Source organism: Pseudomonas sp. A-B-19 (assembly GCF_019947515.1).
GTDB lineage: Bacteria > Pseudomonadota > Gammaproteobacteria > Pseudomonadales > Pseudomonadaceae > Aquipseudomonas.
In genome coordinates this window covers 20,957-34,334 of sequence record NZ_JAGYGN010000025.1, presented here as the reverse complement: position 1 = coordinate 34,334, position 13,378 = coordinate 20,957, and the positions used below count along the sequence as shown (strand labels likewise).

12 protein-coding genes are annotated in these 13,378 nt (G+C 60.2%); 9 read left to right on the top strand and 3 right to left on the bottom strand.

Annotated features, from left to right (window positions below):
* Nucleotides 1-95: 95 nt before the first annotated feature.
* A complete protein-coding gene (locus KGA81_RS23335) occupies nt 96-587 on the bottom strand; it encodes an adenylate kinase (RefSeq protein WP_223548891.1) in 492 nt (163 codons plus the stop codon).
* 821 nt (nt 588-1,408) lie between these two features.
* Here KGA81_RS23335 and KGA81_RS23330 point away from each other — a divergent pair.
* A complete protein-coding gene (locus tag KGA81_RS23330; protein ID WP_223549006.1) occupies nt 1,409-2,557 on the top strand; it encodes a hypothetical protein in 1,149 nt (382 codons plus the stop codon).
* 119 nt (nt 2,558-2,676) lie between these two features.
* Here KGA81_RS23330 and KGA81_RS23325 read toward each other — a convergent pair whose 3' ends face one another.
* Nucleotides 2,677-4,596, bottom strand: a complete 1,920-nt coding sequence (locus tag KGA81_RS23325; protein ID WP_223548888.1) for an alkaline phosphatase D family protein — start codon at nt 4,594-4,596, stop codon at nt 2,677-2,679.
* Nucleotides 4,597-4,794: 198 nt separating this feature from the next.
* Between KGA81_RS23325 and KGA81_RS23320 the strand changes: the two genes are divergently transcribed.
* From KGA81_RS23320 to KGA81_RS23290, 7 genes are all read left to right on the top strand, one after another.
* Complete coding sequence (locus tag KGA81_RS23320; protein WP_223548886.1) at nt 4,795-5,775, top strand: quinone oxidoreductase family protein; 981 nt, start codon at nt 4,795-4,797, stop codon at nt 5,773-5,775.
* A 13-nt stretch (nt 5,776-5,788) separates the two neighbouring features.
* Nucleotides 5,789-6,637, top strand: coding sequence for a TauD/TfdA dioxygenase family protein (locus KGA81_RS23315; RefSeq protein ID WP_223548884.1), 849 nt, complete (start codon nt 5,789-5,791; stop codon nt 6,635-6,637).
* 114 nt (nt 6,638-6,751) lie between these two features.
* Nucleotides 6,752-7,804, top strand: coding sequence for a 3-keto-5-aminohexanoate cleavage protein (locus tag KGA81_RS23310; protein WP_223548881.1), 1,053 nt, complete (start codon nt 6,752-6,754; stop codon nt 7,802-7,804).
* A gap of 91 nt (nt 7,805-7,895) precedes the next feature.
* On the top strand, nt 7,896-9,227 hold the full coding sequence (locus tag KGA81_RS23305; RefSeq protein ID WP_223548879.1) for an MFS transporter: 1,332 nt from the start codon (nt 7,896-7,898) through the stop codon (nt 9,225-9,227).
* A complete protein-coding gene (locus KGA81_RS23300; RefSeq protein WP_223548877.1) occupies nt 9,224-9,886 on the top strand; it encodes a DsbA family oxidoreductase in 663 nt (220 codons plus the stop codon). The genes KGA81_RS23305 and KGA81_RS23300 overlap by 4 nt, the downstream gene beginning before the upstream one ends.
* Complete coding sequence (locus tag KGA81_RS23295) at nt 9,883-10,209, top strand: Rieske (2Fe-2S) protein (protein ID WP_223548874.1); 327 nt, start codon at nt 9,883-9,885, stop codon at nt 10,207-10,209. Before KGA81_RS23300 ends, KGA81_RS23295 begins: the two co-directional genes overlap by 4 nt.
* Nucleotides 10,206-11,216, top strand: a complete 1,011-nt coding sequence (locus tag KGA81_RS23290) for a YeiH family protein (protein ID WP_223548872.1) — start codon at nt 10,206-10,208, stop codon at nt 11,214-11,216. Before KGA81_RS23295 ends, KGA81_RS23290 begins: the two co-directional genes overlap by 4 nt.
* A gap of 182 nt (nt 11,217-11,398) precedes the next feature.
* Here KGA81_RS23290 and KGA81_RS23285 read toward each other — a convergent pair whose 3' ends face one another.
* Complete coding sequence (locus KGA81_RS23285) at nt 11,399-12,415, bottom strand: AraC family transcriptional regulator (RefSeq protein ID WP_223548870.1); 1,017 nt, start codon at nt 12,413-12,415, stop codon at nt 11,399-11,401.
* Nucleotides 12,416-12,771: 356 nt separating this feature from the next.
* Between KGA81_RS23285 and KGA81_RS23280 the strand changes: the two genes are divergently transcribed.
* The gene (locus KGA81_RS23280; RefSeq protein WP_223548868.1) at nt 12,772-13,338 is read left to right on the top strand and encodes an RBBP9/YdeN family alpha/beta hydrolase; all 567 of its coding nucleotides are present in this window, start codon (nt 12,772-12,774) and stop codon (nt 13,336-13,338) included.
* Nucleotides 13,339-13,378 lie beyond the last annotated feature (40 nt).

Below are 13,378 nucleotides of genomic sequence, written 5' to 3'. Positions count from 1 at the left end.
CGCCGAATGTTCCTCAGGACGTTTCTGTGACTGATGTAATCCCATTCTGAGCTACACGTCATCTATCAGGATTGTCCGACCGCAGTTGCGAAAATTTACGGGTGATGAACCATCGCCGCGATCTCCTTCCGATCCCGCAGACGGATTTTCGCACCGCAAAACTCCTCGAACAGTCGTTGATGCGCCGCAAACCCACTTGACCCCAGCCGCTGGTGATAACTACCCGCCCACTCCAGCAAGGCGATCAGCAACAGGTCCTGCTCATCGTGCCCGGCCTCGCGTTGTCGAATGTTGGCCACGCAATCCTCGTCCCCGACGCTCAGCCATATCAGCGCAGTCGCCCGTGGCAGGAGTTCGCAGGCGATCCAGCCATACACGCCTTCGATCACCCAGCGCTCTTGTTCGGCCGCGATCCGCGCCATGGTCAATGCTTCGGCGCGGGGACGGGGGATGCTGTGTTCGTCGGACAGCCAGTGAATCCGGTCGAGATCGGTCCAGGGCACACGCAATTGCTCGGCCAGCCGCTGCGCCAGCCAGCTCTTGCCCGAGCCGGAGTTGCCGATGATCAAGGTTCGGGTTAGGTCCATGAGAGACACCGATCAATTGTGGGTGTGAGCCTGCTCGCGAAAGCGGTGCTTCAGTCAGCATTGATGCTGGAGGTGCTGGTCTTATCGCAGGCACACGCCTACAAGTACACCAGAATCCGCCGGCCTGTGCGCCTTGAGGCCTCTAGGCCCTGCTGCAAGATCCAATAGTTTTATGTGTTCATTGTCATTTGTTTTCAGTGAAGTGATTGTGCAGTCTTCAATGGTCAATAGTGCACCTTCTTCAGATATGCGATCGCTCAATCATTTTAAAGTAATATTTAAGCCTTCTGGTAAAGCAGGGTTGGGTCTTCTAAGAATTGTAAGTATTCCGGCTATTTTCAAGGTTCCGTGAAAGGAAAACGGACTCGGCTCTTGTGGCTTCATGTGAGCCTGATGAACTTCAAAAAACTCCGCCACGGACTGCAATGCTGTTCAGTTAAGGACATTGTAGGAGCTCGCTCGCGATGGACTCAAGAGCGCCGCGTTTAGCCAGTAAATACGCGTTATCGTTAACGACCATCGCGAGCAATCGAGCGTCGACCGGCTGCTCCTACAGAGGACCACATTCGCTTAACTGAACAGCATTGCGCTACGGACTGAATGAAATCATTTTCTATATCCTCAGTAATCAAAGCATAAGGCTGAGCGTGAGGTGTCTGATAAGAAGCTCTTGGTTATTTGTGTAAGCAGTGGCTGTAGTCCTCTTCTGAAAATTTAGTGTTTCACCGAATTTTGTTGTGATGGACGATCTGAAATCGTTAGGTTGGTCTATGGGGGCTTTTACGGGGGGCTGCATTCAATTGTTAATAAGGGGTTGTGTAGTGCAGGAATCAAAGAAATATCTGACAGAGACATCCGTACACCAAGCCTTGTTACTGGCTGATCTAACAGAGCCCGCTGCCCCCGATCACGCCATTCGATTATTACTCAAGGAGGTCCTTCAAGGGTTAACGGATAAAGGCTGGCCACAAGCGCAAGTGCAGACGGGGCCGAGAATTGTCTCCGCTGAAGAAAACTACGGGTTGCTTGGTTTTGACGCATCTGAGATTACGCTTGGAAGTGCACACACTCGATGGGTTGACGAGTGGTCCCTGTTACGGACGCAAACCACTAGCCAAATTCCCTCTGCGCTTCAGCGAGCGGCCAAGCTACGACAACCGGGGCAGTCAATATTATTGGCCGCGCCTGGTATCACTTTTCGTCGTGACAGCCGGGATCGTTGGCATTGTGCGCAGCCGCATCAGATGGATATCTGGGTGCTCGGTGATCCTGATTTGTCGACGCATGAGCATTTACTTTGCCTGGTCGGCGATATCCTCAAATCTGCCGTGCCTGATATGCCTTGGATCTACAGTGATAGTCCGCATCACTACACTGAGGGCGGGATCGAAGTAAACCTGTTGAATGACGGCGTCCCTGTAGAGGTTCTGGAGTGCGGTCGAATTGCCAAATCATTATTGGAGCGACTGAAGATCGATCCTTTGCGTCATGGAGGACTGGCGCTGGGAATGGGATTGGATCGCTTGACCATGCTGCGCAAAGGCATCCCGGATATTCGTTTGCTGCGTGATCAGAACGAACGAGTACAGGCACAGATGCACGATCTGAATCCGTGGCGCGCCGTCTCTCGGTTGCCTTCGATTACTCGCGATATTTCGTTAGCGGTAACTCCGGGGCTGAGCGAGGAAGTGTTGACTGAAAGGATGTTGCAGGCAGCTGGCGATTGTTCAGACTGGATCGAGGAAATGCAGATCAAAGGGCGCTGGGCGTTCACAGAGCTGCCTCTGCAGGCCATCGAACGCCTCGGATTGCTGCCGGGGCAGGAGAATGTGCTACTACGTGTTGTACTGCGTGATTGTTCGCGATCAATCACCACTGCCGAGGCGAATGCCTTGTATTCGAACATTCAGGTGGCGCTCCATGAAGGTGCGCCGGGGGCGGGTTACAGAATGGATTCCCCCAATATTTAACTGGTCACTTCGCGAGCAGGCCCACAGGATCTGGAAAGAGTACATGCCACAAGCCCAGTGTGTGCGAGCTTGCTCGCCGCACCGTCGCTCCCACAGTTTTCTGTGGTGTCTTCTTTACCTCAATCTCCGTCTTCCGGCGCAATCATCCGGGTCTTCGGCGAGCCGTCCGAGTTGTGCTGATAGATGGTCTGCGGCTGCCCCAGGTCATTGAAAAACACCTGCCCGATCCCCGCCGAGTTCCATAGCCGCTCACCGGCTTCCGCGTGTTCGGGCACATGCGGCACAATGCGCATGCGTCGCCGTTTGGTCAGCCAGTTCAGCGGTGAGCGTGGCGAGTACAGCCAGCGGTTGAGGCGGTCAAACCACTCGAGCAGAGTGGCGGGGAATTCGTTCTTGATGCCGCTGCTGGTGATCTGCCAGATGCGCGGCCCGGCTTTTCGATGGGGGATCAGCACTTCGTAGACGAAGGAGTAGTGCACATCGCCTGACAGCACCACGTAGTTACCCGGTGTGCGCGAGTGGCGGAAAATGTTCAGGATTACCTGTGCCGCACCCCGATGGGCCATCCAGTTTTCCGCGTCCACCAGCAGTGGATAACCGCACCAGCTGAATACCCGCTGCACGGTTTCAATCAGTTTGACGCCGAAGATCGGCGCCGGCGAAACGATGATCGCACTCGGGTGGTCCAGCAGTTCCTGTTGCAGTTCGCTCAGGGCTTCCCAGTCGAGCAATCCGGAAGGCTGCTTGAGGTTCATCTCGCTGCGCCAGCGCCGGGTGCGGGTGTCGATCACCACGATGGCCGGGGTGGTCGGCAGCACGTAATGCCAGTGCTGAAACTTCAGCAGATCACCGATCAAGTCATCTTGAACGGTGCTGTCGAGATGACGCTGGTGTGTGCTGGTGCTCAACGCACCAGTCTTTTTCAGCAGGGCACCGAACGCATCCGGATGGTTGCCCCAGCCCTGGCACAGCATGTACGCCAGCAACGCATTGCCGATGATGCGTCGGGAGAACGGGTGGCCGTAGGCCGTTTCCTCCCATTGCGCGCTAAGGTTCCAGTCATCGGTGATGTCGTGGTCATCGAAAATCATCAATGTCGGCAGATGCGCCAATGCCCGCGCGACGTTGCCAAGGCCTGCCTTGAAGGCATCGATGCGCGTCTGTTCGAGGGCGTAGCGCTTGAGCCTTTCCGGCGTCAGCGTCGGTGCCTGGGGCGCGATCAGGGTCCAGGGCGTTGGCGACCAGACCAACAAGTACATGGCCATGACTTCGGCGAAGGTCACCAGATGGTTGTCGGCACTGCTGCTGGTGAAAATCGGCTTGCGCGCACCGCCGAAAAAACGTTCGCGCAGGGTTTCATTGCTTTGCAGTGCTGGCAGCAGATCCGCGCGGTGGTAGTAACTGGCCGGATGCTCGTAGAGCCTGGCGCTGTCGCTGACCACGGCGCCTTCGAGGTGCTCCCCGAACAGCCCCAGGCGCTCGATCAAGGTGTGAATCGCCCGCAGCATCGGCCCCGCGACATCGTCGGCGTAGACCTGATCGCCGGTCATCATCAGCAGTGCCGGGCGGTCCTTTGCCGCGTGGTCCTGCGCCAGCAACCGGTCGACGCAGAGCAAGCCGTCTGCCGCCGGGTGATGAGGCTTGCGGCAAGAGCCGTGGAGCAACTGGTCGACCCGTGCGCGCAGGACGAAGTTCGGGCAACGGGCATCGCCATACAGCAGGTGCGGCGCCCAGTCAGCGATGCCTTGTTCTGTGCCATCGATCAGCAGGTCATAGTCGATCGACTCGTCCCGGGGCAGGGCGCGATCGAGGTGCACATCGATCAAGTGCACATAGGCATGAGCCCCCACCGCAATCACCGTGCATTGCCCGGCATCGAGACGGATTTCGCCGACGCCCTGCAAGCGCAAGGTCAGCGCCAGCGTCCGGGAAGCCACCAGCCACAGCACCAGTCGCGTGGGCTCAAGGCGCCGCAACAGCGGGCCGGCCAGGACCGGGGGCAAGGCGTGATCATCGGGCAGTGGCAGCGTTTCGGACATCCGGCTTCAAGGCTCTTGGGGCGTGGAAGCGGGCGATGATAACGCAGGTGGCGGCGGGACCGGCTGGAGCGATCCTGTTTCTGCCTGTCACCAAATGAAAAGCCATTGTCGTCTGATGAGAAGCGTCCCGACAGGCCTCGTCCTACAGTCCAATCAACGCAATTCGATGCAACACGCCCATATTGGAGAATAAGAAAAATGGCAAAAGCCGTACGCTTCTACGAAACCGGTGGTCCTGAAGTCCTGCGTTATGAGGACGTCGAAGTCGGCGAGCCCGGTCCCGGCCAGGTTCGGCTTCGTCATGTGGCAGTTGGCCTGAACTATGCCGACACCTATTTCCGTAACGGTACCTATGCGATTCCACTGCCCAACGGCATGGGTGTCGAGGCCTCTGGGGTAGTCCAGGCCGTTGGTGAAGGGGTCACCAACGTCGAGGTCGGCGATCGCGTCACCTACACTGGTTTTCTCAATACTCTCGGCGCCTATAGCACCGAGCGCCTGATCCCGGCCGCGCCGCTGATCAAGCTGCCGGAAACCATCAGCTTCGAGACTGCAGCCGCGATGACCATGCGCGGTTTGACGTCCTCGTACCTGATGCGTCGCATCTACGACTTCAAGCCAGGCGACAGCATTCTGTTGCATGCCGCCGCTGGCGGTGTCGGCCTGATCGTTTCGCAGTGGGCCAAATTGCTGGGCCTGAACGTGATCGGCACGGTGTCGACCGAGCAAAAGGCGGAAATCGCCCGGGCTCACGGTTGCGACCATACGATCAATTACAGCCATGAAGACGTCGCCGCTCGCGTTCGCGAACTGACCGACGGCGTGGGCGTCAACGTGGTGTTCGACAGCGTTGGCAAGAACACCTTCGAAGGTTCCCTGAATTCGCTCAAGCGCCGCGGCCTGATGGTTTGCGTCGGCACTGCGTCTGGTCCGATTCCAGCCTTCGACCCTGTGATGCTGGCGATGAAAGGCTCGCTGTTCCTGACCCGTCCGGCCCTGGCCGACTACATCAGCGACCCTGCGGAAAAAGCCGCCCTGGCGGGCGAGTTGTTCGACCACGTCGGCAGCGGCCGGATCAAGATCGAGATCAACCAGCACTACGCGTTGCAGGACGCGGTGCAGGCCCATCGCGACCTTGAATCGCGCAAGACTACCGGCTCATCGATTTTCGTCGTTTAAGGAGCGGCCAGCCATGAAAGTCGAACAATTGACCTGCTCCATCGGCGCCGAACTGATCGGCGTCAATCTCGCCGACGCAATCCATGACGACGGCCTGTTTGCCGAGATTCGTGCCCAGTTGCTCAAGCACCGCGTGGTGTTCCTGCGAGACCAGGACATCACCCGCGCCGAGCACGTGGCCTTCGCCCGACGCTTCGGCGAGCTGGAAGATCATCCGGTGGCCGGCAGTGATCCGGAGCATCCCGGCCTGGTACAGATCTACAAGAGACCGGACCAGCCGGCAGACCGCTACGAAAACTCCTGGCACAGCGATGCCACCTGGCGTGAAGCACCGCCGATGGGCTGCGTGCTGCGCTGCGTGGAGTGCCCGCCGGTGGGCGGCGACACCATGTGGGCCAACATGGTCCAGGCCTATGCGAACTTGCCGGAAGACGTAAAGGTCAAGATCGCCGATCTGCGCGCCCGCCACAGCATCGAAGCGAGCTTCGGTGCCGCCATGCCGATTGAAAAGCGCCTGGCGCTCAAGGCGATGTACCCGGACGCCGAGCACCCGGTGGTGCGCACCCATCCGGAAACCGGCGAGAAGGTGCTGTTCGTCAACGCTTTCACCACCCACTTCAGCAACTACCACACGCCTGAGCGGGTGCGCTTCGGCCAGGACGCCAACCCCGGCGCCGGTGAGTTGCTGCGCTACCTGATCAGCCAGGCGTACATCCCTGAGTATCAGGTGCGCTGGCGCTGGAAGCCCAACAGTATCGCCATCTGGGACAACCGCAGTACCCAGCACTACGCCGTCATGGATTACCCACCGTGCCATCGCAAGATGGACCGTGCCGGGATCATCGGCGACAAGACGTTCTGATCGAACGCCACCTGCAATCGCACTCGCAGCATTCGCACATGTAAACACGTCTGCCCGGCACGACTCCGGGTGGACGGGACAATCATAAGAACTGGCCTGAGAACTGGAGTAACCATGCAATTCTTCGACGATTCCCTGCACCCGGAAAACATGGAAAAGGTAGTCATCACCGTGGCCCCGTACGGCCCGGAATGGATGCCGGAAGACTTCCCGGAAGACATCCCGTTGACCATGGATGAGCAAGTCCAGAAAGCGGTCGAATGCTATGAAGCCGGCGCCACCGTACTGCACCTGCATGTACGTGAACTGGACGGCAAGGGCTCCAAGCGTCTGTCGAAGTTCAACGAGCTGATCGCCGGTGTACGTGAAGCTGTGCCGGACATGATCATCCAGGTCGGCGGCTCGATTTCCTTCGCCCCGGAAAGCGATGGCGAAGCGGCCAAGTGGCTGTCCGACGACACCCGCCACATGCTGGCCGAGCTGACGCCGAAACCGGATCAGGTCACGGTGGCGATCAACACCACCCAGATGAACATCATGGAGCTGCTGTATCCGGAATATCTGGAAGGCACCTCCCTGGCCAACCCGATGACCCAGGCTGCCTACAGCGAGATGACTGTACCGGCGGGTCCTGCCTGGGTTGCCGAGCACCTCAAGCGCCTGATGGACAACGGTATCCAGCCGCACTTCCAGTTAACCGGCATGCACGCTCTGGAAACCCTCGAGCGTCTGGTGCGCAGGGGCATCTACAAAGGCCCGTTGAACCTGACCTGGATCGGCATTGGTGGCGGTTTCGATGGTCCGAATCCGTTCAACTTCTTCAACTTCCTCCACCGCGCGCCGGACGGATCTACTGTGACCTCCGAATCGCTGCTCAAGAACGTAATGCCGTTCAACACCATGTCGATGGCCATGGGCATGCACCCGCGTGTGGGCAATGAAGACACTATCATTGACCACAAGGGCGATCGTTTCGGCTCGGTAGCGCAGATCCAGCAAACCGTGCGCATTGCCCATGAGCTGGGCCGTGAAATCGCCACCGGCAAAGAAGCCCGCGAGATCTACCGCATCGGCGTGCAGTACGAAACCATCGAAGAAACCCTGTTGGCCAACGGCATGGCCCCCAACCGCAAGGCTGGGCAGAAAGGCGTACCGCAACGCGGTTGACCGACACGGCGAACGAGCGGCCGTGACCGCTCGCTCGCCGCATTGCTACATGCTTGATAACAACAATAAAACGAAGCTTTGAGGAGGCTGCATGGCCTTTCACCCAATCGCCGCTGACGATGACGACTCCAGCGGAGTCGGCGTTGCGCGCCAATATGCCTGGATCGTCTTTGCACTGACGTTCGGCCTGTTGATTTCCGATTACATGTCGCGTCAGGTGCTGAACGCGGTGTTCCCGCTGCTCAAGAGTGAGTGGGCGTTGAGTGACGGTCAGCTCGGTCTGCTCAGTGGCATCGTTGCCCTGATGGTCGGCCTGCTGACGTTTCCCCTGTCGTTGATGGCCGACCGTTTCGGCCGGGTCAAGAGCCTGGCGCTGATGGCGTTCCTGTGGAGCGTGGCGACCCTGGGTTGCGCGCTGGCTCAGGACTACCAGCAGATGTTCATCGCGCGGTTCATGGTCGGCGTCGGCGAAGCCGCCTACGGCAGCGTAGGCATTGCGGTGGTGATTTCGGTATTTCCCAAACACATGCGCGCCACCCTGGCCAGTGCCTTCATGGCTGGCGGGATGTTCGGTTCGGTGTTGGGCATGGCTTTGGGCGGTGCGATTGCCGCCAAACTGGGCTGGCGCTGGTCGTTCGCCGGTATGTCGCTGTTTGGCCTGTTTCTGGCGGTGCTTTACCCGCTCATCGTCAAGGAAGCGCGCATTGCGCCACAGCGTGCCGCGCAGATTGCAAACAAGACGGCCGCCGCGGTCAAGCGTCCGCTACGCACGCTGTGGTCCAGTCGTTCGGTGGTCGCGACCTACGTCGGCAGCGGCTTGCAGTTGTTCGTCGGCGGCACGGTGATGGTGTGGATTCCCAGCTACCTCAATCGCTACTACGACATGCCCACCGACAAGGCCGGCGGCATGGCGGCGATCATCGTGTTGTGCAGCGGGGCCGGGATGATTCTGTGCGGGATGTTGAGTGATCGTCTGTGTCGCCACTCGCCGGAGCGCAAGGTCAGCCTGGCCATTGGTTTTTGCCTGGGCAGTTGCCTGCTGCTGTCGGCAGCGTTCGCATTGTCGGCAGGGCCGGTGCAGTTGGTGCTGATCTGTCTGGGCATGGCGATTGCCACCGGCACCACTGGCCCCGCCGGGGCGATGGTGGCCAACCTGACCCATTACTCGGTGCACGGCACGGCGTTCGCCACGCTGACCCTGGCCAACAACATGCTGGGGCTGGCGCCGGGTCCGTTCATCACCGGTCGCGTGTCCGATCTGATCGGCCTGCACGCGGCTTTCCAATTGGTGCCACTGGTCAGCCTCGCGGCAGCGGCCGTGTTCTTTTACGCCAAGTGTCATTACCACAAAGATATTGCCCGGCTTCAGGGTCATAGCGTGCCTGACCCTGTCCGTGAAGCCGGTTTAGAGGTGAAGTTGTGAGTCGTCGTTTACGTATTGATGTATTTTTCGATTTTATCTGCCCCTGGTGCCTGATCGGCAAACGCCAACTCGAACATGCGCAGGTGCAGTTTCGCAGCCGTCACCCGGATGTGCAGATCACCACGGCGTGGCATGGCGTGCAGTTGCTGCCGCAGATACCGGTACAGGGTGAACCCTTCGCCGATTTCTACCGCAAGCGCCTGGGCAATGCCGAAGCGGTGGCCATGCGTCAGAACCAGGTTCAGCAGGCTGCCGGGGCAGTTGGCTTGGCCATCGACCTCAGTGGCATCGAGACCATGCCCAACACCGCGGACGCCCATCGTTTGTTCGCTCGTGTCTGCGAAACGGGTAATGCCGGTCGGCATGAAATGTTGCTTGAACGACTGTTCGCCGGGTATTTCCTGAGACGCGAAAACCTGGGTTGCCGTGAGACCTTGCTGGCCATTGCCCGCTCCTGCGGCGTCGACACGAACGAAGTGCTCGATTGCCTGAAGGGCGACGCCACGCCATTTGCCGGATCCCCCGGCGCGACCAGTGGCGTGCCGAGCTTTCAGTTCGACGGTCGCCTGACAGTGATCGGTGCACAACCTGCCCAGGCGCTGCTCGGGGCCATGACCGAAGCCCTCAAGGAAAGTGATCGCGAGCGGCAGCCAGAATGACCCGGCGCATTCCCGTACCTGCCGGCAAACACCCGCAGGCCGGTGGCCGCGCGCTGTTCGAATTCGATGACAAAAGCCTGGCGTTGTTCAACGTCGACGGGCAGCTGTTTGCCATCGACGACAGCTGCCCGCATCAGGGCGCCTCGTTGTGTGGCGGGCGCCTTGAGGGGCGGGTGATTCAATGCTGCGCCCATGGACTGCGCTTCGATTTGCACAGCGGCTACCTGCTCAATTCCAAGCTGGTAAAAGTCACCAACTACCCGGTCGAGATCATCGACGGCCAGGCGTTTATCGTCATCGCATCCGAGGAGAACGCGCCATGAGCGCCATTGCTCTCACCCGTATCCACAGTCGCACGCGCGAACTGGCCCCGGGGTTTATCGTCAGTCTGATCGTGGCGGCCGCTGCGTCGTTTTTGTCCGAACACTACGGTGCGCCGGTCATGCTGTTTGCCTTGCTGCTGGGCATGGCCCTGAATTTTCTCGCCGATGACGGCCCCTGCAAGGCCGGCATCGAATTCACCGCCCGCACGGTGCTGCGCATCGGCGTGGCGCTGCTGGGCATGCGCATCACCCTGGAGCAAATGGCGGCGCTGGGCTGGAAGCCGATAGCCCTGGTGGTGATCCTGGTGGTGGTGACCATCGGCGTGTCTGTGATCGCCGCCAAGGCTTTGGGCTTCCAGCGCCTGTTCGGCATGCTTACCGGTGGCGCGACGGCCATCTGCGGCGCCTCGGCGGCCCTGGCGCTGGCGGCGGCGCTGCCGAACCATCCGCAGAAAGAACGCGCCACACTGTTCACCGTCATCGGCGTCTCGGCGCTGTCCACGCTGGCGATGATCGTCTACCCGATGATCGCCAACTGGCTGCAGTTGTCGCCGCAGGTCGCAGGCGTATTCCTCGGCGCCACGATCCACGACGTGGCCCAGGTGGTCGGCGCCGGCTACAGCATGTCCACCGAAACCGGCGACACGGCCACGGTGGTCAAGCTGATGCGCGTCGCCATGCTGCTGCCAGTGATCGTCACCGCCGCGATGATCACCCGCATGCAAGGCGCCGACCCGACCGGTAAACGACCACCGCTGTTGCCATGGTTCGCCGTCGGCTTTCTGATTCTGGCCTGCATCAACAGCACCGGCTGGATCGCGCCTGCGGTGCAGGGATCGGTCAACGAACTGTCGCGCTGGTGCCTGGTGATCTCCATCAGCGCCCTGGGCATGAAGACCCGGCTCAAGGAACTGGCGGCGGTCGGGATCAAGCCGATTCTGCTGATGGTGGGGGAGACGGTGTTCCTGGTTGTGCTGGTGCTGTTGTTGCTGCGCTGGGGGCTCTAGGCATCACGAAACCTGTGGGAGCGAGCTCGCGATAGCGGTTTCACATTCAGCATTCATGGCGGCTGACACACCGCCATCGTCGGAACGCCGCCCGGAGCAAGCTCGCTCCCACAGGGGATGGTGTTCCAAATTCGCTCTTTTCGGCGACTGTACCAGCAGTCGCCGTTTTTTTTGCCTTGCTGTCAGGACGGCTTCGTCCCCGTCTGCTTCTGCGCCCGCCACGTCGCCGGCGGCATACCGAACTGGCTGATAAACCACCGCGTAAACGAACTCGCCATCGAGTAGCCGAGCATGTCGGCAATGCGGCTCAGCGAGTAGTTCGGGTTGTCCAGATAACGCAGCACCAGGTCGCGGCGCACGTCGTTGATCACGTCGTTGAAGGCGCAGCCGTCGTCCTTGAGGCGGCGTTGCAGGGTGCGCACGTTCATGCCCTGGCTCTGGGCGACCTGTTCGATGGTGGCGCGTCCCATGGGCAGCAGCAGGTAGATGGCCTTGCGCACTTCGAACAGCATCGAGGTGCCTTCGTGGCTCTGCAGTGAGTCGAGGTAGCTCTGGGCGTAGCGGGCCATGGCCGGGTCGGCGTTGGGGTTGGTCATGTCGAGGCTGACGTCCGGACAGACGATGCCGTTGAACTCGCTGCCAAACTCCAGGTTGCAGCCGAACAGCCGGCGGTGCAGGTGCAGATTGTCCGGTGGCTGGTGCATGAAGTTGACGCTGTAGGGGTGCCAGTGGGAGCCGAGCAGGGCCGAGCACAACCGGAACATCACGCCGATGGCCAGCTCCGTGGCCTGGCGGCTGGGCATGGGCGTTTCGGTGACCACCTCTTCGCGAATGATCACCATCTTGCCGGCCTCTTCGATGAAGATCGCCAGCGAGTCGTTCATCAGGTGCCGGTAATCCACCACGACCTGCAAGGCATCGCGCAGGGTGCGTTGGTGGCTGAGCAGCAGGCTGACCACGCCAAAGTCCGAGAGCTGACGCGACTCGGCCATGCTCAGGCCGAAGGTCTGGCAACCGCTGGCGGCGGCCGAGTCTTCCAGCAACCGCACGGCGGCATCGATCTGGATGCGGTGTTCAGGGGCTTGCAGTTGGGCCCTGCTCAGGCCGACAGCGGCCAGCACGTCGCGCGGGTTGAACCCCAGGTACTGGGTGACCTCCAGGTAGTTGGTCAAGACGGCGGCGCGAACAAGCTTGGTCATGCGAAAGTCTTCCCTGGGCCTATGGCGGTTGGCGTGAGCGTGGCGACTATATCCAGCGTATCAACAGTTGAACAGTTGTCATGTCGTGGATGCGTTCGCTGCTCCCAGGTCCGGAATCCGCTGCTTTGCGCGCAGCCATCACCGCTCATCCGTTGATTACAGTGACCCTGCGCCAACCTGCGGGTTTTTTAGACCAGCGGTCGCAGCGACGAAGTGTCCGACAATTTGTCATCAAAAGAAAAGTGCCTGACGTCCAATGTAAAGCGCTTAGGGTGGGCGCTCTTTAATGTCGACCCTACAAAAAGCCCCTGGCGAAAACAGCCAGTCGAGTTATCGAGAAAGCGAAGGTGTTGACCGTGGACAAACTGCAAACTGCCGCCACCGTTCTGATCGTTCCGGGTCTGCGCGAGCACGTGGCCGAACATTGGCAAACATTGCTTGCCGCCAGGCTGAGCAACGTGCGCAGTGTTGCGCCGCTTGCGGCCAACAAACTCGATTGCATGGCCCGTGTGCGGGCGATTCAACACGAACTCGAACAGATCGACGGGCCCGTGATTCTGGTGGCCCACAGCGCCGGCGTGCTGATGGTCGCGCACTGGGCTGCGCACTACAGCCGTCCGATCAAGGGCGCCTTGCTGGCCGCGCCACCGGATCTCGATGCGGTCTGGCCGGCCAACTATCCTTCTTCCGAGACCCTGCGTAGCCAGGGCTGGAATCCTCTGCCACAAGGCCCGCTGCCATTTCGCAGCATCGTGGCCGGCAGCACCAACGATCACCTTGCCAGTCTTGCTGCGGTCACCCGCATGGCAGAAGGCTGGGGCGCCGAATTGCTCGATCTGGGCAATGTCGGCCATCTCAATCCGGCCGCAGGATTTGGCCATTGGCAGCAAGCCGAGGCACTCATCCAGGAGCTGGATCGCTAGTACAAGGAGCTGGACTGGCAGTACGCCACCGGCATTTGCC

Excerpts from the sequence above, each read along its gene's own strand:
- KGA81_RS23315 (WP_223548884.1), top strand. The coding sequence starts at position 5,789 with ATGAAAGTCGAACAATTGACCTGCTCCATCGGCGCCGAACTGATCGGC.
- KGA81_RS23290 (WP_223548872.1), top strand. The coding sequence starts at position 10,206 with ATGAGCGCCATTGCTCTCACCCGTATCCACAGTCGCACGCGCGAACTG.
- KGA81_RS23305 (WP_223548879.1), top strand. The coding sequence starts at position 7,896 with ATGGCCTTTCACCCAATCGCCGCTGACGATGACGACTCCAGCGGAGTC.
- KGA81_RS23325 (WP_223548888.1), bottom strand. The coding sequence starts at position 4,596 with ATGTCCGAAACGCTGCCACTGCCCGATGATCACGCCTTGCCCCCGGTC.
- KGA81_RS23310 (WP_223548881.1), top strand. The coding sequence starts at position 6,752 with ATGCAATTCTTCGACGATTCCCTGCACCCGGAAAACATGGAAAAGGTA.
- KGA81_RS23335 (WP_223548891.1), bottom strand. The coding sequence starts at position 587 with ATGGACCTAACCCGAACCTTGATCATCGGCAACTCCGGCTCGGGCAAG.
- KGA81_RS23320 (WP_223548886.1), top strand. The coding sequence starts at position 4,795 with ATGGCAAAAGCCGTACGCTTCTACGAAACCGGTGGTCCTGAAGTCCTG.
- KGA81_RS23295 (WP_223548874.1), top strand. The coding sequence starts at position 9,883 with ATGACCCGGCGCATTCCCGTACCTGCCGGCAAACACCCGCAGGCCGGT.
- KGA81_RS23285 (WP_223548870.1), bottom strand. The coding sequence starts at position 12,415 with ATGACCAAGCTTGTTCGCGCCGCCGTCTTGACCAACTACCTGGAGGTC.